This window comes from Amycolatopsis sp. NPDC051061, assembly GCF_040682935.1.
GTDB lineage: Bacteria > Actinomycetota > Actinomycetes > Mycobacteriales > Pseudonocardiaceae > Amycolatopsis.
The window spans coordinates 65,976-86,717 of record NZ_JBFBBZ010000022.1; the positions used below are offsets into that span (position 1 = coordinate 65,976).

14 protein-coding genes are annotated in these 20,742 nt (G+C 71.4%); 10 read left to right on the forward strand and 4 right to left on the reverse strand.

What is annotated here, in order from left to right; translation table 11 throughout:
- Nucleotides 1–35 precede the first annotated feature (35 nt).
- The 4 genes from AB0N03_RS27825 (at nt 36) to lgt (ending at nt 4,932) form a co-directional block, all read left to right on the forward strand.
- Nucleotides 36–1,469 carry an APC family permease gene (locus AB0N03_RS27825; RefSeq protein WP_364377496.1) on the forward strand — a complete coding sequence of 478 codons (1,434 nt, stop codon included), beginning with the start codon at nt 36–38 and terminating at the stop codon, nt 1,467–1,469.
- The gene (locus AB0N03_RS27830; RefSeq protein WP_364377497.1) at nt 1,466–2,590 is read left to right on the forward strand and encodes an amidohydrolase family protein; all 1,125 of its coding nucleotides are present in this window, start codon (nt 1,466–1,468) and stop codon (nt 2,588–2,590) included. Before AB0N03_RS27825 ends, AB0N03_RS27830 begins: the two co-directional genes overlap by 4 nt.
- Nucleotides 2,587–3,798, forward strand: coding sequence for an amidohydrolase (locus tag AB0N03_RS27835; RefSeq protein WP_364377499.1), 1,212 nt, complete (start codon nt 2,587–2,589; stop codon nt 3,796–3,798). The genes AB0N03_RS27830 and AB0N03_RS27835 overlap by 4 nt, the downstream gene beginning before the upstream one ends.
- 78 nt (nt 3,799–3,876) lie before the next feature.
- On the forward strand, nt 3,877–4,932 hold the full coding sequence (gene lgt / locus AB0N03_RS27840) for a prolipoprotein diacylglyceryl transferase (protein WP_364377501.1): 1,056 nt from the start codon (nt 3,877–3,879) through the stop codon (nt 4,930–4,932).
- A 207-nt stretch (nt 4,933–5,139) separates the two neighbouring features.
- Here lgt and AB0N03_RS27845 read toward each other — a convergent pair whose 3' ends face one another.
- Nucleotides 5,140–5,928: an SDR family oxidoreductase gene (locus AB0N03_RS27845; protein ID WP_364377503.1), complete on the reverse strand. Its 789-nt coding sequence runs from the start codon at nt 5,926–5,928 to the stop codon at nt 5,140–5,142.
- A gap of 312 nt (nt 5,929–6,240) precedes the next feature.
- Between AB0N03_RS27845 and gltB the strand changes: the two genes are divergently transcribed.
- The 6 genes from gltB to AB0N03_RS27875 all read left to right on the forward strand — a co-directional run bounded on the left by gltB (nt 6,241) and on the right by AB0N03_RS27875 (nt 16,753).
- Nucleotides 6,241–10,794 carry a glutamate synthase large subunit gene (gltB, locus tag AB0N03_RS27850; protein ID WP_364377505.1) on the forward strand — a complete coding sequence of 1,518 codons (4,554 nt, stop codon included), beginning with the start codon at nt 6,241–6,243 and terminating at the stop codon, nt 10,792–10,794.
- Entirely contained in the window at nt 10,787–12,295 is a 1,509-nt protein-coding gene (locus AB0N03_RS27855; RefSeq protein ID WP_364377507.1) for a glutamate synthase subunit beta, read from the forward strand. Before gltB ends, AB0N03_RS27855 begins: the two co-directional genes overlap by 8 nt.
- Nucleotides 12,296–12,467: 172 nt before the next feature.
- Entirely contained in the window at nt 12,468–13,355 is an 888-nt protein-coding gene (locus tag AB0N03_RS27860) for a peptidase (protein ID WP_364377509.1), read from the forward strand.
- An 81-nt stretch (nt 13,356–13,436) separates the two neighbouring features.
- A complete protein-coding gene (locus AB0N03_RS27865; RefSeq protein ID WP_364377510.1) occupies nt 13,437–14,828 on the forward strand; it encodes an alpha/beta hydrolase in 1,392 nt (463 codons plus the stop codon).
- Nucleotides 14,829–14,869: 41 nt separating this feature from the next.
- Complete coding sequence (locus tag AB0N03_RS27870; RefSeq protein WP_364377512.1) at nt 14,870–15,181, forward strand: hypothetical protein; 312 nt, start codon at nt 14,870–14,872, stop codon at nt 15,179–15,181.
- Nucleotides 15,182–15,361: 180 nt separating this feature from the next.
- A complete protein-coding gene (locus AB0N03_RS27875; RefSeq protein WP_364377514.1) occupies nt 15,362–16,753 on the forward strand; it encodes a class II 3-deoxy-7-phosphoheptulonate synthase in 1,392 nt (463 codons plus the stop codon).
- Nucleotides 16,754–16,768: 15 nt separating this feature from the next.
- On the opposite strand, the gene AB0N03_RS27880 is transcribed toward AB0N03_RS27875, so the two are convergent.
- From AB0N03_RS27880 to AB0N03_RS27890, 3 genes are all read right to left on the reverse strand, one after another.
- Nucleotides 16,769–18,079 (reverse strand): wax ester/triacylglycerol synthase family O-acyltransferase, encoded by a 1,311-nt coding sequence (locus AB0N03_RS27880; RefSeq protein WP_364377516.1) that lies wholly within the window; start codon nt 18,077–18,079, stop codon nt 16,769–16,771.
- 306 nt (nt 18,080–18,385) lie between these two features.
- A complete protein-coding gene (locus AB0N03_RS27885; protein WP_364377518.1) occupies nt 18,386–19,087 on the reverse strand; it encodes a hypothetical protein in 702 nt (233 codons plus the stop codon).
- A gap of 136 nt (nt 19,088–19,223) precedes the next feature.
- Nucleotides 19,224–20,717, reverse strand: coding sequence for an SPFH domain-containing protein (locus tag AB0N03_RS27890; protein WP_364377519.1), 1,494 nt, complete (start codon nt 20,715–20,717; stop codon nt 19,224–19,226).
- Nucleotides 20,718–20,742 lie beyond the last annotated feature (25 nt).

The window sequence follows — 20,742 nt, forward strand, 5'->3', positions numbered from 1 at the left end:
TGTTCACTGAGTACCTTGAGAAAGAGGTGGAGATCGTGTCAGACACCGTCGAAACCCGTCCAGCGCTGCGCCGTTCTCTGTCCGTCTGGCAGGCCGTCGGCCTGTCGGTGGCGTTGATGGCCCCCAGCATGGCCGCCAACATCAACCCCCAGCAGACCGCGGCCGCCGCCGGCCGCGCCGTCCCGCTCGCCTTCCTGCTCTCGGCGGTCGGCGTCCTGCTGGTCGCGTACGGCTTCGTCAAGCTCTGTCAGCACTACCAGCACGCCGGTTCGGTCTACGCGTTCGTCGGCGCGACGCTCGGCCCGCGCGCCGGCGTCGTCTCCGGCATCGGGCTCCTCGGCACGTACACGTTCTACGCCGTTGTCACGAGCTCGGCCGCGGGCACGCTCGGGACCGCTTTCCTCACCCAGGTCGGGATCTGGCCGGACCCGCCGTCGTGGGGCCCGTTCGTGCTGACGGCCCTCGCGTTGATCGGCGCCTGGCTGCTGTCCGTGGTGCCCGCGCGCCGCGGCACGAGCACGCTGCTCGCCGTCGAAGGCGCGACCATCGCGGTGATCCTGCTGGTCACGGTGGTGATCCTGGTCCGGCTGCTCGCCGGGAACGCACCTGGCGACGCGCGGTTCACGATGGATGTCTTCGTTCCCGAAACCGGGTCGTCCGGCGTGTTCCTCGGCGCGGTGTTCGGCTTCCTGTCCTTCGCCGGGTTCGAAGCCGCCGCGACGCTCGGTGAAGAGACCCACGACCCGAAGCGCAACATCCCGCGCGCGATCCTCGGCACGGCGATCTTCGGCGGCGTCTACTTCGTCGTCGTCACCGCGGTCGAGATGATGGCGTTCGGCGCGGACGCGACGGCGTTCCACGACTCGCCGTCCCTGCTCGGCGACCTCGGCAGCCGGTACGCGGGGGCGTGGGTCGGCGACGTCATCAGCGTCGGCGCCGCGATCAGCGCGTTCGGCTGCTGCCTGGCCTGTGTCGTCGGCGGCTCGCGGCTGCTGTTCGCCCTCGGCCGCGACGCGTTCGGCGGACGCGGCATCGGCCGGACGTCCAGCCGCGGTACCCCGGTCGCGGCGGTCAGCGCGGTGACCGGAGCGGCGGTGCTGATAATCCTGGTCTGCGCGCTGTTCTTCGGCGCGACGGCATCGGACACCTTCGCGTGGAGCGGGTCGATCGGGACGCTCATCCTGCTGGTGATCTACCTGCTCACGACGGTCGGCGCGATCCTGCTGCTGTTCGTGAAGCGCCGGATGCGCGTGCCGGCGTGGCACCTCGTGTTCCCGATCGGCGCGCTAGCCGTGCTCGGGTACACCGTCTACGTCAACGTGGTGCCGTACCCGACCGAAGGCCCGGCGCGGTGGTTCCCCGTGGTGGCGGCCGCGGTGCTCGTGCTCGCGGTGATCTTGGTGCTGTCCGCGCCCGGCTTCGCTCGTAGGGTGGGGGAGAGGCTCACCGACGTGGACGGAGGCGCATGACCGACCTGCTCCCGTTCGTCGCGGACCTGCCGCTGGTGGACCACCACTGCCACGGCGTCGCCACCGGCGGTGTGGCCCGCGCGGACTTCGAGGCGATGCTGACCGAGGCGGACACGACGTCGCCGCTCGGCACGAGCCTGTTCGACTCGCTGATCGGGCTGGCCGTGCGCGAACGCTGCGCGCCCGTGCTCGACCTGCCGAAGCACGCCCCCGCCGACGCCTACCTCGAACGCCGCGCCGAGCTGGGCGCGGCGGAGGTGGCGCGGCGCTTCCTGCGCGCCACCGGCACGACGGACTTCCTGCTGGACGGCGGGTTCCTGCCGGACTCGCTGACGACGACTCGCGAGTTCGCCGAGCTGGCGGGCGCCCGCGCGCACGACGTCGTCCGGCTGGAACAGGTCGCCGAGCAGGTCATCCGCGGGACCACGGCCTCGGGGTTCGCCGCCGCGTTCGTCGACGAGCTGGGGAAACGCGCCGGGACCGCCGTCGGGTTCAAGTCGATCGCCGCCTACCGCGTCGGCCTCGAACTGGCGGGGGAGCGGCCGTCGCCCGCGGAGGTCGAAGCCGCGGCCGGACGCTGGCTCGCCGGGGGCGGTACTCGGCTCGCCGACGAGGTCCTGCACCGGTTCCTCGTGTTCACCGGCCTCGACCTGGGCCTGCCCGTGCAGTTCCACGTCGGGTACGGCGACTCCGACGTCGACCTGGACCGCTGCGACCCGCTGCGGCTCACCGGGCTGCTGCGGGCCACCCGCGACCGCGGCGTGCCGATCCTGCTGCTGCACAACTACCCGTTCCACCGCAACGCCGCCTACCTCGCGCAAGTCTTCGAGCACGTCTTCGTCGACGTCGGCCTCGCCACCCACAACGCGGGCTTCCGCGCGCCGGCGATCCTGGCCGAACTGCTGGAGATCGCGCCGTTCGGGAAGGTCCTCTTCTCCACCGACGCCTTCGGCCTGGCCGAGCTGTACCACCTGGGCACGGCCCTGTTCCGCCAGGGACTTTCGGACTTCCTGCGCGTCGCGCTGGCCGCTGACGCGCTGTCCGAAGTGGACGCCGTCCGGATGTGTGCTTTGGTGGGACACGAGAACGCGAAGAGGATCTACCGCTTGGAGCACGGGTGAACGACCTTTGGGACCGCTGGACGCGGGCCATCGACGAGGAGCTGCCGGCCGCGATCGAACTCCGGCACGCCGTGCACGCGGACCCGCGCGGCTCCGGCGACGAAGAGGACACCGCCCGGCTGGTGGCCGGCGCGCTCGGGGCCGGCGACGGGATCCGCGTCGCCAAGACCGGCCGCGCGATCCCACTGCCGGGCGGGGACGGCCCGGTCGTGGCGCTGCGGGCGGAGCTCGACGCCCTCCCCGTGCTGGAGGGCACCGGCGTCCCGTGGGCGTCGGGCAACGAGCTGATGCACGCGTGCGGCCACGACGTCCACCTCGCCGCGCTGGTCGCGGTCGGCCGCGCGGCGGTGCGCGTCGGCGTCCCGCGGCCGATCCTCGCGCTGCTGCAGCCGCGCGAGGAGACGTCGCCGCCCGGCGCGCTCGACATCGTCGAGTCCGGTTTGCTGGCCGAGGCCGGGGTGGACGCCGTGATCGGCGCGCACGTCCAGCCGCGGCTCGCGCACGGCGTGGTGTCGGCGGTGTCCGGCCCGGTGAACGCGTCGACCGACGAGTTCGAGGTGACGATGCAGGGCCAGGGTGGCCACGCCGGCTACCCGCAGCTGCTGCGCGACCCGATCCTGGCGCTGTCGCAGCTGGTCGTGAGCCTGCAGCAGCTCGCGTCGCGGCGGATCGACCCGGTCTTCGGCGCGGTCTGCTCGATCGGCCGGATCCAGGGCGGCGCGGCGGCCAACGTCGTCCCGAACAGCGCGAGCGCGTTCGGCTCGTTGCGCCTGATGCGGACGAAGGACCGCGAGCGCGCGCTGGAGGCGCTCGAGGAGATCGTGCACGGCACAGCGAAGGCGCACGGCTGCACCGCCGAGCTGGAGATCAGCCCGTGCGAGCCGGTGCTGACCAACGACCCGGCGCTGGCGACGGGCGCGCGGCGCTGGCTGAGCCACGCCGGCTTCGCCGTCGACGACCAGTTCCGTTCGTTCGGCGCGGACGACTTCGCCCACTACTGCGGCGGCGCGACGCGGGGCCTGATGCTGTTCGTCGGCCTCGGCGACACCGCGGGCGTCCCCAGCCTCCACGACGAACGGTTCCTCCCGCGCGACCAGGCCGTGGTCCAGGTGGCGCACACGCTGGTGGCGGGGTACCTGGCCGCCTTGGAGGCTCCGGCCGCGGTGCCGACCCGGCGGGAAGCCGGCCGCCCACGCAGCGACACGTAACCGTTGCCGGCAAGCAGTCGGCCGTAACTGTGGCCGGGTTGGTAACGAACGGCACAGTAGCGCTACGGTGGCCGCGTGATGAGCGCCTACCTCGCGACGATCCCGAGCCCCGACCAGGGCGTCTGGCACCTGGGGCCGATCCCGGTCCGTGCGTACGCCCTGTGCATCATCGCCGGCATCATCGTGGCGATCTGGTGGGGGGAGCGGCGGTGGGCCGCCCGCGGCGGCACCAAGGGCACGATCATCGACATGGCGGTGTTCGCCGTGCCGTTCGGCCTGGTCGGCGGCCGGTTGTACCACGTCATCACCGACCCCGAGCTGTACTTCACCGAGGGCAAGAACCCCTGGAACGCGTTCGCGATCTGGGACGGCGGCCTCGGCATCTGGGGCGCCATCGCCCTCGGCGCGGTGGGCGCGCTCATCGCGTGCCGCCGCAAGGGCGTCCCGCTGCCGGCGATGGCGGACGCGATCGCCCCGGGCATCGTCGTCGCGCAGGCCATCGGCCGCATCGGCAACTACTTCAACCAGGAGCTGTACGGCGCGCACACGGACCTGCCGTGGGGCCTGGAGGTCTACCAGCGCTTCAACCCGGAGGACCCGGACAACCTGCTGAACGGCGTCGCGACGGGGCACATCCCGCTGCCGGAGAGCCCGGTCCACCCGACGTTCCTGTACGAGCTGATCTGGAACCTGCTGGTCGCGCTCCTGGTGGTGTGGGCGGACCGGCGCTTCAAGCTCGGCCACGGGCGCGCGTTCGCGCTGTACGTGGCGGGGTACACGGTCGGCCGCGGCTGGATCGAGATGATGCGGACCGACACGGCCAACCACATTCTCGGCCTGCGGGTGAACGTGTGGACGTCGATCCTGCTGTTCGTGGCGGCGGTGGTGTACTTCGTGCTCGCGGGGAAGCGTGGGCCGCGGGAGGCGCCGGAGACGTTGCGGAGCAAGGATGCGCCTGGGCCGGAGGAGACGCCGGTTTCGGAATCTCCTTCCGAAGGTTCCTCGGTGGCCGAGCCCGCGGTGGCCGGCGAGCCGGAGCACGTCAAGGTGGCCGCCGCCGAGGCCCCGGCTTCGACCGAGAAGCCCGCGGAGGACGCACCGGCCGAGGAGCCGAAGAAGACCGACGAGAGCTGACCGCATTCGGAGGTCACTTCCCGCGCGCGCCCCAAGGCGGCCTTGGGTGCGCTCAACGCACCGAAGGCCGCCTTCGGTGCGTGGGACGCACCGAAGGCCACATTGGGGCGCTGGCGACCGGCCAACAGCACCGGGCTTCGGGCGCCGCCCCCGGTTTCCACGCTACCGGGAGGCACCGACAAGTTCCGGGGCTCGAAATGGCCTGGGTCAAGAAAGGTCGGGCAGGCCCAGCTCCAGGTTGGGCGTCTGCAACCCGCCGTCGACCTCGAGGATCTTGCCGGTGATGTACCCGCCGGCGCGCGACGCCAGGAACACCACCGTCGCCGCGATATCCTCCGCCTCGCCGATCCTTCCCAACGGCGTCGCCGACTCCATCTTCTCCTTCAGCTCCGGGTTCCCCACCACGATCTCCAGCGCCGACGTCGCCACCGAGCCCACCGAGATCGCGTTCACCCGGACGCGTGGCGCCAGATCAGCCGCCGCCAGGCGCGTGTAGTGGGCCAGCGCTGCCTTCGCCGTTCCGTACGCCGCGAAGCCGCGGCCGGACAGGCGGCCCATCACCGATGAGATGTTGACGATCGAGCCGCCCGTCTTCACCAGCGACGGCGCCGCCGCCACCGTCAGCGCGTGGGCCGTTGCCACGTTGAAACGGAACGCTTCCTCCATGAAGTCCACCGAAGACTCCAGCAGGGGCCGCGGGTACGTGCCGCCGACGTTGTTGACCACCAGGTCGAGCCGGCCGAACTCCGCCACCGCCGTCGACGCCAGTGCCGCCGCGGCCTCCGGCGAGGAGAGGTCCACCGGCACCGCGTGAGCACGCCGGCCCGCGGCCGAAACGCGCGCGGCGACTTCGGCGAGCTGTTCGGAAGTGCGGGAGGCGATGACCACGTCGGCGCCCGCTTCGGCGAGGGCCACGGCGGTGGCCGCGCCGATCCCGCGTCCGGCGCCGGTGATCACCGCGACCTGGTCGGTGAGCTTGAACCGATCGAGGATCATGCGGCAAAATGTAACACGTTCTAGTGACCGGCAACACAATTCCGGCGCCTCGCGTCGGTCCCGTCACGTTAGGCTTGACGGGAGTTTCCCAGCCGTATACTTAGCAGAGCGAACTACCGGGAACCCATCAGGAACTACGTCGTTCCGCGCAGCCAGATCGTTACCGTCCGACGTCGCTCGGGGCGCTCTGAACGGGTGCTGGCCTGTTTCCCAGGTGTTAAAGTCGCGCTAACAAGCGGGCCATCGTCGTCCCGTGCGCTCCCCGGCCGGTAGTCCGGCCCCGCACGACAAGACGACGAAGGAGGTCCCTTCATGATCTTCTCCGCCATTCCCGGCAAGCAGGGTCTCTACGACCCGGAGACCGAACAGGACTCCTGCGGTGTGGCCATGGTGGCCGACATCCGCGGGCGCCGTTCCCACGGAATCGTCACCGACGGCTTGGCCGCGTTGACCAACCTCGACCACCGCGGCGCCGCCGGCGCCGAACCGACCAGCGGCGACGGCGCCGGCATCCTGCTGCAGCTGCCCGACGAGCTGCTGCGCGCCGAAGCCGGCTTCGCGCTTCCCGAGCCCGACGAGCGCGGCCACCACGCCTACGCCGCCGGCATCGCGTTCCTGCCCGAAGACGCCGAGCAGCGCCGCAAGGCCGTCGAGCTGGCCGGGCGCATCGCCGTCGAAGAGGGCCTGGAGGTCCTCGGCTGGCGCGAGGTGCCGGTGGACGCCGACCGCGCGGACATCGGCCCGACCGCCCGCTCGGTCATGCCGCACTTCGCCATGCTTTTCGTGGCGGCGGAAGGAAAAGCCGGCATCGAGCTCGACCGCCTGGCCTTCTGCCTGCGCAAGCGCGTCGAGCACGAAAGCGCGAACTCCGGCTGTGGCACGTACTTCCCGTCGCTGTCCTCGCGGACGATCGTCTACAAGGGAATGGTGACGCCGGAGCAGCTGCCCGCGTTCTTCGCCGACCTGCGTGACGAGCGGCTGGAAAGCGCCATCGCGCTGGTGCACTCCCGCTTCTCCACCAACACGTTCCCGTCGTGGCCGCTGGCGCACCCGTTCCGGTTCGTGGCCCACAACGGCGAGATCAACACCATCCGCGGCAACCGCAACCGCATGCGGGCCCGCGAGGCGCTGCTGGAGTCGGAAGTCCTCGACGGAGACCTGTCCCGGCTGTTCCCGATCTGCTCGCCGGACGCGTCCGACTCGGCGTCCTTCGACGAGGTCCTGGAACTGCTGCACCTCGGTGGCCGCTCGCTGCCGCACGCGGTGCTGATGATGATCCCGGAGGCGTGGGAGAACCACGCCACCATGAAGCCCGAGCGCCGCGCTTTCTACCAGTTCCACGCGAGTCTCATGGAGCCGTGGGACGGCCCCGCGTGCGTCACCTTCACCGACGGCACGCTCGTCGGCGCGGTCCTTGACCGCAACGGCCTGCGCCCTGCGCGCTGGTGGCGCACGGCCGACGACCGCGTCGTGCTCGCCAGCGAGGCCGGCGTGCTGGACGTCGCCCCGAAGGACGTCGTCGCCAAAGGCCGGCTCAAGCCCGGCAAGATGTTCCTGGTCGACACCGAGGCCGGCCGGATCGTCGACGACGAAGAGGTCAAGTCCGCGCTGGCCAAGGACCTCCCGTACGAGGGCTGGCTGCACGCGGGCCTGCTGAAGATCGCCGAGCTGCCCGACCGCGACCACGTCGTGCAGAGCCACGACTCGGTGCTGCGCCGCCAGCTTTCCTTCGGCTACACCGAAGAAGAGCTGAAGATCCTGCTCGCGCCGATGGCCGAGAAGGGCGCCGAGCCGATCGGCTCGATGGGCACGGACACGCCGCCCGCGGTGCTGTCGCAACGATCCCGGCTGCTCTACGACTACTTCAAGCAGAACTTCGCCCAGGTGACCAACCCGCCGCTCGACGCGATCCGCGAGGAGCTCGTCACCTGCATGGCGCGGATCATGGGGCCGGAGCGCAACCTCCTGGCCCCCGGCCCGGCGTCCTGCCGCCACCTCAAGCTGCCGTACCCGGTCATCGACAACGACGAGCTCGCCAAGCTCATCCACATCAACGACGACGGCGACCTCCCCGGCTTCGCCTGCAGTGTCCTTTCCGGACTGTACGAAGTGGACGGTGGCGCCGAGGCGCTGGCCAGTGCGATCGAGCGGGTCCGCCGCGAGGCGTCCGAGGCGATCGCGGCCGGCGCGCGCACGCTCGTGCTGTCCGACCGCGACTCCGACCACCGGATGGCGCCGATCCCGTCGCTGCTGCTGGTCTCCGCGGTGCACCACCACCTGGTCCGCACCAAGGAACGCCTGCGCGTCGCGCTGGTCGTCGAATCCGGCGACGCGCGCGAGGTGCACCACATCGCGCTGCTGCTCGGCTACGGTGCCGCCGCGGTCAACCCGTACCTGGCCTTCGAGACCATCGAGGACATGATCGGGCAGGGCGCCGTGACGGGCATCGAGTCCCGCAAGGCGATCCGCAACTACGTGCAGGCTCTCGTCAAGGGCGTCCTGAAGATCATGTCCAAGATGGGTATCTCGACGGTCGGCGCGTACACCGCTGCCCAGGTCTTCGAATCCCTCGGCCTGGCCCAGGACCTGCTCGACGAGTACTTCACCGGGACGTCGTCGAAGCTCGGCGGCGTCGGCCTCGAGGTGCTCGCCGAAGAGGTCGCCGTCCGGCATCGCCGCGCGTACCCGGACAACCCGACCGAGCGTGTCCACCGTGGACTCGACACCGGCGGCGAGTACGCCTACCGCCGCGAGGGCGAGCTGCACCTGTTCACGCCGGAGACGGTGTTCCTGCTGCAGCACGCGTCCAAGACCGGCCGCGAAGAGGTGTACCGCAAGTACACCGACGAGGTGCGCCGCCTCTACCGCGAGGGCGGCACGCTGCGCGGGTTGTTCGCCTTCCGCGACGGCCTCCGCGAGCCGATCCCGCTCGACGAGGTCGAGCCCGCCGAAGCGATCTTCAAGCGCTTCAACACCGGTGCGATGTCGTACGGCTCGATCTCGGCCGAGGCGCACGAAACCCTGGCCATCGCGATGAACCGGCTCGGCGGCCGGTCCAACACGGGTGAGGGCGGCGAGGACCCCGAGCGGCTGTACGACCCGGAGCGCCGCAGTGCGATCAAGCAGGTCGCGAGTGGACGGTTCGGCGTCACGAGCGAGTACCTCGTCAACGCCGACGACATCCAGATCAAGATGGCGCAGGGCGCCAAGCCCGGCGAGGGCGGCCAGCTGCCGCCGAACAAGGTGTACCCGTGGATCGCGCGGACCCGGCACTCCACGCCGGGCGTCGGCCTGATTTCCCCGCCGCCGCACCACGACATCTACTCCATCGAGGACCTCGCCCAGCTGATCCACGACCTCAAGAACGCCAACGAGCACGCCCGCATCCACGTGAAGCTGGTGTCCTCGCTCGGTGTCGGCACGGTCGCGGCCGGCGTGTCCAAGGCGCACGCGGACGTCGTGCTGATCTCCGGCCACGACGGCGGCACCGGCGCGTCGCCGATGAACTCGCTCAAGCACGCGGGCACGCCGTGGGAGATCGGCCTCGCCGAGACCCAGCAGACGTTGCTGCTCAACGGTTTGCGCGACCGGATCACCGTGCAGGTGGACGGCGCCATGAAGACCGGGCGCGACGTCGTCATCGCCGCGCTGCTCGGCGCCGAGGAGTACGGCTTCGCGACGGCCCCCCTCGTCGTCGCGGGCTGCATCATGATGCGCGTCTGCCACCTCGACACCTGCCCGGTCGGCGTCGCCACGCAGAGCCCCGAGCTGCGCAAGCGCTACACCGGCCAGGTCGAGCACGTCGTCAACTTCTTCAAGTTCGTCGCCGAAGAAGTCCGGGAAACCCTGGCGGCGCTGGGCTTCCGGACGCTCGACGAGGCCATCGGCCACGCCGAGCTGCTGGACACCGACGAGGCCGTCGACCACTGGAAGGCGTCCGGTTTGGACCTGACGCCGATCTTCGAGATGCCTACCGCGACGCCGTACGGCGGCGCGAAGCGGCGCACCCGCGGCCAGGACCACGGCCTCGAGCACGCCCTGGACCGCACGCTCATCCAGCTCGCCGAAGCGGCCCTGGAAGACGCGCACCCGGTGCGGCTCGAACTGCCGGTGCGCAACGTCAACCGGACCGTCGGCACGCTGCTCGGGTCGGAGATCACCCGCCGCTACGGCGGTGACGGCCTGCCCGAGGGCACGATCCACGTGCTGCTCACCGGATCCGCGGGGCAGTCGCTCGGCGCGTTCCTGCCGCGCGGCCTCACCCTCGACATGGTCGGCGACGCGAACGACTACGTCGGCAAGGGCCTTTCCGGCGGCCGGATCATCGTCCGCCCCGACCCGGCGGCCGCCTTCGCCGCCGAGGCGCAGACGATCGCGGGCAACACGATCGCGTACGGCGCGACGGCCGGCGAGATCTTCCTGCGCGGCCAGGTCGGCGAACGGTTCTGCGTTCGCAACTCCGGCGCCACCGTCGTCGCCGAGGGCGTCGGCGACCACGCCTTCGAGTACATGACCGGCGGCCGCGCGGTGGTGCTCGGCCCGACCGGGCGCAACCTGGCGGCCGGCATGTCCGGCGGCATGGCGTTCGTGCTCGACGTCGACCGCAAGAAGGTCAACCAGGACATGGTGGACCTGCTCAAGCCGACCGCGGACGACCTGGCCTGGCTGAAGAAAACCGTGCACCAGCACTACGATCTCACCCGCTCCGCGGTGGCCGCGTCGCTGCTCGGCGACTGGCCGCGCCGCTCCGTGGCGTTCACCAAGGTGATGCCGCGGGACTACCAGCGGGTCCTGGACGCGGCGAAGGCGGCGAAGGCTGCCGGTCGCGACGTCGACGAGGCGATCATGGAGGCCGCTCGTGGCTGACCCGACCGGTTTTCTCAAATACGACCGCGAAGAGCCGAAGAAGAAGCCTTACGAGGAGCGGCTTTCCTCGTGGGGCGAGGTCTACGCGGACGTCGACCCGGGCGAGCGCAACGAAAAGGTGCGCAAGCAGGCGACGCGCTGCATGGACTGCGGCATCCCGTTCTGCCACTCCGGCGGCTCCGGCTGCCCGCTCGGCAACCTGATCCCGGAGTGGAACGACCTGGTCCGCCGCGGCGACTGGGCCGCGGCGAGCGACCGGCTGCACGCCACCAACAACTTCCCCGAGTTCACCGGGAAGCTGTGCCCGGCGCCGTGCGAGGCGGGTTGTGTCCTGTCCATCTCGCCGGCCTCCGGCGGCCCGGTGGCGATCAAGCGCGTCGAGCAGACGATCGCCGACCAGTCGTGGGAAGCGGGCTACGTCCAGCCGCAGCTGTCCGAAGTGGCCAGTGGGCAGCGGGTCGCCGTGGTCGGCTCCGGCCCGGCCGGGCTCGCCGCCGCTCAGCAGCTGACCCGCGCCGGCCACGAGGTCACGGTGTTCGAGCGCGACGACCGCCTCGGCGGCCTGCTGCGCTACGGCATCCCCGAGTTCAAGATGGAGAAGAAGGTCCTCGACCGGCGCCTCGCGCAGCTGCGCAAGGAGGGCACCAAGTTCGTCACCGGCTGCGAGGTCGGCGTCGACCTTTCGGTGGAGGACCTGCGCGAGCAGTACGACGCCGTCGTGCTCGCGGTCGGCGCACTGCGCGGCCGCGACGACACGACGACACCGGGCCGCGAGCTGAGCGGCGTCCACCTGGCGATGGAGCACCTGGTGCCGGCCAACAAGTTCGTCGAAGGCGACGGCCCGCCGTCGGTCGACGCGCGCGGCAAGCACGTGCTGATCATCGGCGGCGGCGACACCGGCGCCGACTCCTACGGCACCGCCACCCGCCAGGGCGCGCTTTCCGTGACGCAGCTCGACCAGTACCCGACGCCACCGTCCACAAGGGACGACGAGCGCTCGCCGTGGCCGACCTGGCCGTACATCCTGCGCACCTACCCGGCGCACGAGGAGGCGGGCGAGCGGAAGTTCGCCGTCGCGGTCAAGCGGTTCGTCGGCGACGAAGAGGGCCGCGTGAGGGCGGTCGAGCTGCAGCAGGTCCGCGTCCAGAAGGACCCGGCGACCGGCCGCCGCGAGGTCATCCCGGTCAACGACGAGGTCGAGACGCTCCCGGCCGACCTGGTCCTGCTGGCGATCGGCTTCGAGGGCGTGGAGGAGATGCCACTGCTGGACGGCCTCGGCCTGTCCCTGACCCGCCGCGGCACGCTGTCGTGCGGCGCGGACTGGCAGACGGAATCCCCGGGGGTCTTCGTCTGCGGCGACGCGCACCGCGGGGCATCGCTGGTGGTGTGGGCGATCGCGGAGGGCCGTTCGGTGGCCAACGCGGTCGACGCGTTCCTCACCGGCGCTTCGGATCTGCCGGCCCCGGTCCACCCGACGGCATTGCCGCTCGCCGTCGTCTGATTCCAGGAAAGCCGTGAAGGCCACCTTCAGGAACTTAAAGTTCCTGAAGGTGGCCTTCACGGCTTTGGGCCGCATTGGGCCGAACAGCGGCTGTGCTCTGCGTGCACGGACAACTACTTTCGAGTAACTGTGCCGGTTTCGCGGCAATTCACCTCGGCGGAAGGTGGGCCCCTTGAAGCACACGACTTTCCGGACCGCGGTCGTCACCGCGGTCCTCTCCCTCGCGTTCGCCCTGGTCGGCGTGCCCGCCCAGGCCGCGCCGAAACCCTTCTGGACGCCCGACGCCATGCGGGCGGCCATCCCGATGGACAACCTCGTCAAAGCCCCCGCGTTCACGCCGAAGGACGTGGAACGCGGGCGGAGCGCGATCATCCGGAGCATTCCCAACGGCGGGGGCGCGTGGACCGGCGGCGGCCAGGTCACGCACACCGCCGGGCGCGTGTTCTTCGTCTTCGGCGGCCAGAACGCGTCCTGCTCCGGTGACGCCGTCACCAGCACCAACGGCAGCGTCGTCGTCACCGCCGGGCACTGCGTGAAGTACCAGGGCACCTGGCACACGCAATGGACCTTCGTCCCCGGCTACGACAACGGCAACGCGCCCTACGGCCAGTGGGCGGCGAAGACCACGCTGACCACGCCGCAGTGGGAAGCCGGTGAGGACATGAACTACGACGTCGGCATGGCTGTCGTGAACCCGCTCGACGGGCAGCGGCTGACCGACGTCGTCGGCGCGCAGGGGATCGCCTTCAACCAGCCGAAGAACCAGAGCATGTACACCTTCGGCTACCCGGCCGCGGCGCCCTACGACGGCACGAAGCTGATCTACTGCAGCGGCAGCACGTTCACGGACTTCCTGCTGACCAAGGACCACGGCATGAACTGCACCATGACCGGCGGTTCGAGCGGCGGGCCGTGGTTCCTGTCGTTCACCGAAGGCACCGGTTCCGGCGTCCAGGCCTCGGTGAACAGCTTCGGCTACACCTTCCTGCCGGGTTACATGTTCGGGCCGTACTTCGGCACCGACGCGCAGAACCTGTACAACCGCGCGCAAGCCGCGTGACCGCCGTCAGCCCGGGGGAGGACCTTCCGGTCCGGCCCCCGGGCTGACGTCCACGCGCTCCCGCCGGGCCAGGCTCGGGGCATGCGGAAAACGTTGATATCGCTGGCTTTCCTGCCCGTGCTCGCCGCGCCGCCGGCGGACGCCTCACCGCGGCTCGAGTGGACGACGCCCTGCCCGGACTACGGCAGGTCGCCGTCGCCCACGGCCGGGCTCGAATGCGCGAAACTGCGCGTGCCGCTCGATTACGCGCACCCCGAGCGCACCATCGAGCTGATGATTTCGCGGCACGCCGGGGTGCCGGGCCAGCGCCGCGGCGTGCTGCTGATGAACCCCGGCGGCCCGGGCAGTCCCGGGCTAGCCATGCCCGCGCAGCTGCTGCAGCGGATGGGCGCCTCCGGCCTGCCGGACGCCTACGACGTCATCGGCTTCGACCCGCGCGGCACCGGCTACAGCACGCCGGTGACGTGCGACATGACGCCCGAGCAGCGTGGCGCCGTGCTCGGCCCGTACGCGGACAGCCCGCGTGACGTCGTCGCCACCGCGGCGAAAGCGCGTGTCGTCGCGAGACAGTGCGGCGAGGCGGCGACGGCGGACCTGCTGCCGCACATGACGACCGCGAACACCGCGCGCGACCTCGACCGGATCCGGGAAGCGCTGGGGGAGCGGAAGATCTCCTACTACGGCTTCTCGTACGGCAGCTACCTCGGCGCCGCCTACGCGTCGATGTTCCCCGCCCGCGGCGACCGGATCGTGCTCGACAGCGTCCTCGGCCCGCGCGGCCTCGACGTCCGCGCCAACCAGCGCTTCGCGGAGGGGTTCGACGACCGGTTCCCGGACTTCGCCGCCTGGGCCGCCGCGCGCGACGACGGCTACCACCTGGGGCGGACCCCGGCCGAGGTGACGGCGAAGTTCGCCGAGCTGGCCGCCGTGCGGGGCCCGGAGTTCCGCTCGGACACGTGGAACGGGCTCTACGACGACGCGTCCTTCCCCGCCCTCGCCGCCGAGTGGGCGGGTACCGCGCGCGCCGCGGCGGGGCCGCTCGACGGCGACACCCGGGCGGCGCTGCAACTCCAGGTGATCTGCAACGACTCCGACTGGCCCGAGCAGGTCGGCTACTACCAGCGCGCGGTCGAACGCGAGCGGGTGCGGCACCCGATGTTCGGCCCGGCCGCGGCGAACGTGAACCCGTGCGCGTCCTGGCCCGTCGAGCGCAGCGAACCGCCGGCGCGCGTCGGCGGCCCCGGCCCGGCGAACGTCCTGCTGGTGCAGAACCGGCGCGATCCGGCGACCCCGCTGTCCGGCGCGCGCGAAACGCGAGCGGCGTTCGGAAACCGGGCGCGGCTGGTGACCGTCGACGCGGGCGGCCACGGCGTCTTCACGCGGGAAAACGCTTGCGGGAACGCGGCGGTGCTGCGCTATTTGCGTGACGGGGTCTTCCCCGTGGCGGACACTTCCTGCCAATCTGGAATGTGAGGGGGTTGTTCCCCTCACTGGGGAAAAGAGGGGAAAGAATCATGAAAAGAATGGTGTTCTTCGCCGTGTCCGCGCTGGCCACGATGCTGCTGACGGCGCCGTCGGCGTCCGCGCGGACCACGGCGTGCATTCCGGAAAGTCTCGTCCTGGTGGGCTTCGGCACCACTTCGCTTTGCCTGGCGGCGCCGACGCCGTCGATCGCGCCGCCGTTCACCGCGGTCACCGAACAGAACGGCAGCCAGGACACGTGGTGCCTGTTCACCGGCGAGAAGTACACGGGCGCGCTGCTGCGGGTGCCGGCGTTCTCCCGCGTGAACGCGGTGGCGACGTTCGCGTCCGGGCGTCCCTGCTGAGTGAGCTCCGCGCGGCGGGAGCCGGTTCTCCCGCCGTGCGGACCCCGGTCCGGCCATTCGGTGCGGGTCCCCAGCTCGACGGGCTGAACCGGCGTTTTCTCCCCGGCACATCTGGCGCTCTGCCAGCTCGGGGGCGAACCGGGCGAAGCGGGGCGGGGCGGGAACCCTATCCTGGTGTTCGTGAACTGGACTGTGGACGTCCCTGTCGACACCTTGCCCGAACTGCCGCCGCTGCCGCCCGAGCTGCGCGCGCGGCTCGACAAGGCGCTGGCCCGGCCGGCCGCGCAACAGCCGGAGTGGCCCGACCCGGACGCGACCCGCCGGGTCCGCGCGGTGCTGGAGAGCGTGCCGCCGATCACCGTCCCGCCGGAGATCGACCGGCTGAAGGACCGGCTGGCCATGGTCGCCCGCGGTGAGGCCTTCCTCCTGCAGGGTGGTGACTGCGCGGAGACGTTCGAGTCCAACACCGAGCCGCACATCCGCGCCAACCTGCGGACGCTGCTGCAGATGGCGGTCGTGCTGACCTACGGCGCCAGCCTGCCGGTGGTCAAGGTCGGGCGCATCGCCGGCCAGTACGCGAAGCCGCGCTCGGCCGCGACGGACGCCCTCGGCCTGCCGGTGTACCGCGGCGACATCATCAACTCCCTCGTCGCCAAGCCCGAGCTGCGGGTGCCGGACCCCGGCCGGATGATCCGCGCCTACGCGAACGCGGGCGCCGCGATGAACCTCGTCCGCGCCCTCACCGGCGCCGGGATGGCCGACCTGCACCAGGTGCACGACTGGAACAAGGACTTCGTGTCGGCGTCGCCGGCGGCGCAGCGCTTCGAGGCGCTGGCCAACGAGATCGACCGCGGCCTGCGGTTCATGTCGGCGTGCGGCGTCACCGACACGTCGCTGCAGTCCACGGAGATCTTCGCCAGCCACGAAGCGCTGCTGCTCGACTACGAGCGTTCGATGCTGCGCCTGGACAACGCCGACGCGACGAACCCGAAGCTGTACAACCTCTCGTCACACTTCCTCTGGATCGGCGAGCGGACCCGGCAGCTGGACGGCGCGCACATCGCGTTCGCCGAGCTGCTGGCCAACCCGATCGGGTTGAAGATCGGCCCGACGACCACGCCCGACCAGGCCGTGGAGTACGTCGAGCGGCTCGACCCGCGCTTCGAGCCGGGCCGGCTGACGCTGATCGCGCGGATGGGCAACGGCAACGTCCGCGAGGTGCTGCCGGGCATCGTCGAGCGGGTCGAGGCGTCCGGGCACAAGGTCATCTGGCAGTGCGACCCGATGCACGGCAACACGCACGAGTCGTCGACCGGCTACAAGACCCGCCACTTCGACCGGATCGTCGACGAGGTCCAGGGCTTCTTCGAGGTCCACAACCAGCTGAACACCTACCCCGGCGGCATCCACGTGGAGCTCACGGGCGAGGACGTCACGGAGTGCCTGGGCGGCGCCCAGGAGATCTCGGACATCGACCTGTCGGGCCGCTACGAGACGGCCTGCGACCCGCGGCTGAACACGCAGCAGTCGCTGGAGCTGGCGTTCCTGGTCGCGGAGATGCTCCGCGGCTGACCCCGCCCCGCTGGGTCAGGAGGCGTCGAGCAGGCGGTCCATCGACTTCACGACCGCGTCGCGCAGGGAGCCCACGTCCGGCACCGCCGCGCCGTTGGCCTGCAGTCCGATGTGGACCGAGTCGCGGTACGTCGCCACCGCGATGCCGACCGCGTGGCGCGGGGCCAGCGGGACGAACGGGTACATCTCCGACAGCGGCGCGCCGTCGATCGAAAGCCGGGCCGGCGGGACCGGCACCGTCGTGATCACCAGGTCGAACAGCAGCGGCGCCGCCTGGCCCGCGGCGCGGGTGCCCAGCCGGTGCAGCAGCGGCGGGACGCGGCCGGCGAGCAGCGGCAGCGCGCCCGCGCCGCGGCTCGGGCCGGCCGCCTTGTTGCGGGTCATCGCCCGGCGGACCACCCGGAGCCGCTCGGCCGGGTCGTCCTCGCCGATCGGCAGGTCGCACAGGTACCCGGACAGCTTGTTGCCGCCCACCTGGCCGCCGGCCCGGCCGCGGACGCTCACCGGGATCAGCGCGCGCAGCGTGCGGCCGTCGGCACGGTGGCCGCGGTTCACGAGCCATTCGCGCAGCGCGCCGGAAAGCACCGCCAGCACGACGTCGTTGGTGGTGCCGCCGTGGGCCTTGCGCACCTGGCGCAGCTCGGACAGGGGCAGCCGCACGAACCCGAGCCGTCGCTCGGCCGAGGCCGGTGCCGACACCGGTGACAGCGTCGGCCGCGTCGCCCGCACCACCGACGAGGCGATACCGGCGGCTTCGTTCGCTTGGCCCCAGACGGTGCCGAGGGTGTCCTTCACCGTGTCCAAAGTGGACCTCGGCGCCGGGATCGGCCGCGACGGGGTCGGGTCCGGCAGCTTGACGCCGTCGAGCAGGCCGGCCGCGACCGCGTACGCGCCCTCACCGTCGGTGAGGGCGTGGTGCAGCTTCAGCAGCAGCGCGAAGTTCCCGTCCGGCAGCCCGGTGACGAGGGTGAGGTCCCACAGCGGCCGGGACGTGTCGAGCGGCTCGGCGATCCACCGCGACGCGTACGCCGCGAGGGGGTCCGGCTCGTACAGGGAGCTCAGCGTCACGTGGTGGATGTGTTCCGCCGCAACGAACTTCGGGTCTTCGGCCCAGCTGGCCGACCCCGGGGGGAACAGCTCCGCGCGGGCCCGTTGGCGCAGCTTCGGCAGCCGGGCGGCGCGTTCGGCCAGCAGCGCGGTCACCGCGGCGGGGTCCACCGGACCACGGGCGGTGAAGGTGACCACCGCCCCCATGTGCATCGGGGAGGTTTCGCTTTCCAGGCAGAGGAAAGCGACGTCGAGCGCGCTGAGCGGAGAGCCTGCCATGGGCGACCTTTCCGGGTTCGCGGGTGTGCACGGCCACGTGCGTCGGAAGGGAGGAACCACCGTCTTTCGGGGATCCGGGTGGCGGAGCCCCCGGCCCGGGGCGGCGCCCCGGTGACAGCACTGCGTCTTTCGGGGGTCCGGGTGGCGGAGCCCCCGGCCCGGGGCGGCGCCCCGGTGACAGCACTGCACCAGCCCGACGTGACGGGCGGGTGGTCGAAGTGTTTCCACGACGCTAACTACCCACCCCGTTCGTCCATTCGAGATACCCCGGTCGCCGGTGCCCGGGGTCACAGATCAGGAAATCCGCTACTCCGCGGGGGTGGACCCGGGCTCTTCCGCCCGCACCACCGAAGTCCCCCATTCGGGGGTGAGCGCCACCTGCTTGCCGACGCGGCGCACCGGCAGGCCGTTCACCTGCCGCTTGCCGAGCCCCGGCCAGATCTCCGCGGCGTCCTTCGCCGCGGCCCGGATCGCGCCGCCGTCGAGCGTCGTGCGCGTCTCGGCGATCTGCCGGTCCGTCCACTGCACGATCAGCTTCAGCGGACCGGCCGGCGGGAGCGGCCACAGGAACACTTCGTGCTCGACGGCGAAGCGCGTGCCGCCGACGGGCTGCGCCCGCAGCACCGGGTCCTCCGGTTCGGACGCGGACGGCACCGAGATCGTCTCGGAGCTCGCCCGGCTGCCGTCGGCGTAGAGCACGCCGATCAGCAGCCCGTTGTAGTCGGGCTTGCGCCGGTGGTCGATCAGCCCCTCGGTGGGGTCGTCGACCAGGCTGTCCCGGGAGAACACCGTGATGCGCAGCGTCAGCGCCTGCGGCCAGACCTCGACCGCCCGCAGCGCCACGATCGTGCGCTCGGACCGGCCCAGCGGCTGCGCCCACGGCAGCACCGCCGGGACGATGTGCTCGCGCGGGGGATCGGTCCAGTGTCGTCCGTTGAACGCGTAGAGCTCCTGCTCCGGTACGGGGAACAGGGGACGCTCGCGGGGACCGCCGGTGAAGAAGCTCATCGGACGGCCCGCGACACGCTGTCCGGCACCATGCGCCCACGGTAGGACAACCGCCCGGGAATTGCCGCCCCCGAACGGGCGTACGGCCCTTGCCTCCCGTGATCCGGGACACAAGGGCCGCACGCAGAGTGAACTGTCAGTCGCTCAACTTGAGTTCGCCGTTGCGCCGGGCGGGCTCGTCGAGCGCCGGTTCGGCCGGCTTGCCCATGGCGTCCATCAGCTGCCGGGCCAGGCCGAGACCGGTTCCGCCGAGCGACAGCGCCTTGGCGAACATGTCGGACATGCCGTCGGCGCCGTTGAGCACGACCATGTGGTCGATGTTGCCGAACGCGCTCGCGCCCGCCTCGACGATCTCCGGCCAGCGCTCGGCCAGCTGCTGCGCGACGACCGCCTCCTGGTTCTCCGCCAGCGCCGCGGCACGCGCCTTGATGGCGTCCGCCTCGGCCAGGCCCTTCGCCCGGGCCGACTCGGCTTCGGCGAGACCCTTCGCCTTCGCGGCTTCCGCGTCGGCGAGACCGCGTGCCTTGGCCGCGGCCGCCTCCGCCTCACCGGTCGCCCGGGTCGCGCCGGCCGCCGCCTCCGCACGGGCCTTCGTCGCCTGCGCTTCGGCCTCGGCCGCGGTCTTGACGCGGGTCGCGTCCGCCACCGCCCGCAGCTCGGTCTCCTTCGCCTCGGCCTGCGCCTTCGCGATCGAAGCGTCACGGGCCGCGTCCGCCGCCGTACGCGTGTCGTACGCCTTCGCGTCGGCCGGCTTGCGGACCTGCGACTGCAGCCGCTGCTCCGCGAGCGCCGCCTCCAGCTCGGCCGCCCGCGTCTCCTGGACGACGACCTCCTGGCGCGCGGTCGCCTCGGCCAGCGGACCCGACTGGGACATCTTCGCCCGCGCCTGGTCGACCTCGGCCTGGTAGCCGGCCTGCTGGATCTGGCTTTCGCGGACCGCGGCCGCCTTCTTCGCCGCGGACATCTGCTCGACCTCGGCGGCCTCCTGGTCGCGCTGCGCCTCGGCGATGCGGGCCGACGCGGCGATCGCGGCGGCGTGCGGCTTGCCGAGGTTGAGGATGTAGCCCGACTCGTCGTCGATCTCCTGGATCTGCAGGGAGTCCACGATCAGGCCCAGCTTGATCATCTCCGTGGCCGAGGACTGGCGCACCTCGCCGGTGAGCGCGTCCCGGTTGTGGATCATCTCCTCGATGGTCAGCCCGCCCACGATCGAGCGCAGGTGCCCGGAAAAGAGCTCGTGGATCGTGTCGTTCATGCCCTTCTGCTGGTCCAGGAACCGGCGGGCCGCGTTGGCGATCGACGAGAAGTCGTCGCCGACCTTGTAGATCACCACGGCCCGCACGGTGACCGGCAGCCCCTGCCGGGTCACGCAGGAGACCTGCAGGTTGACGCCCCGGGTGTCGAGGGACAGCCGCCGGGCGGTCTGGAACCCCGGGATGACGTTCACGCCGCGGCCGGTGATGATCTTGAAGCCCAGGCTGTCCGCGGTTTCGCTGCGCTCGACCCGGATCCCCCAGCCGGACACGATCAGTGCTTCGTTCGGCTCCGCCACCCTGTACAGGATCCGGAGCAGTCCGAAGATCACGATCACGGCCACGACGGCGATGCCGACGATCAGCAGGATGTTCATTGGCCTCCCACACCCCTCGGTTTTC

What these genes read in the sequence shown, in the direction of transcription:
- AB0N03_RS27885 (WP_364377518.1), bottom strand. Translation starts at nt 19,087, where the DNA reads ATGAGCTTCTTCACCGGCGGTCCCCGCGAGCGTCCCCTGTTCCCCGTA.
- AB0N03_RS27880 (WP_364377516.1), bottom strand. Translation starts at nt 18,079, where the DNA reads ATGGCAGGCTCTCCGCTCAGCGCGCTCGACGTCGCTTTCCTCTGCCTG.
- AB0N03_RS27865 (WP_364377510.1), top strand. Translation starts at nt 13,437, where the DNA reads ATGCGGAAAACGTTGATATCGCTGGCTTTCCTGCCCGTGCTCGCCGCG.
- AB0N03_RS27830 (WP_364377497.1), top strand. Translation starts at nt 1,466, where the DNA reads ATGACCGACCTGCTCCCGTTCGTCGCGGACCTGCCGCTGGTGGACCAC.
- AB0N03_RS27870 (WP_364377512.1), top strand. Translation starts at nt 14,870, where the DNA reads ATGAAAAGAATGGTGTTCTTCGCCGTGTCCGCGCTGGCCACGATGCTG.
- gltB (WP_364377505.1), top strand. Translation starts at nt 6,241, where the DNA reads ATGATCTTCTCCGCCATTCCCGGCAAGCAGGGTCTCTACGACCCGGAG.
- AB0N03_RS27845 (WP_364377503.1), bottom strand. Translation starts at nt 5,928, where the DNA reads ATGATCCTCGATCGGTTCAAGCTCACCGACCAGGTCGCGGTGATCACC.
- AB0N03_RS27890 (WP_364377519.1), bottom strand. Translation starts at nt 20,717, where the DNA reads ATGAACATCCTGCTGATCGTCGGCATCGCCGTCGTGGCCGTGATCGTG.
- lgt (WP_364377501.1), top strand. Translation starts at nt 3,877, where the DNA reads ATGAGCGCCTACCTCGCGACGATCCCGAGCCCCGACCAGGGCGTCTGG.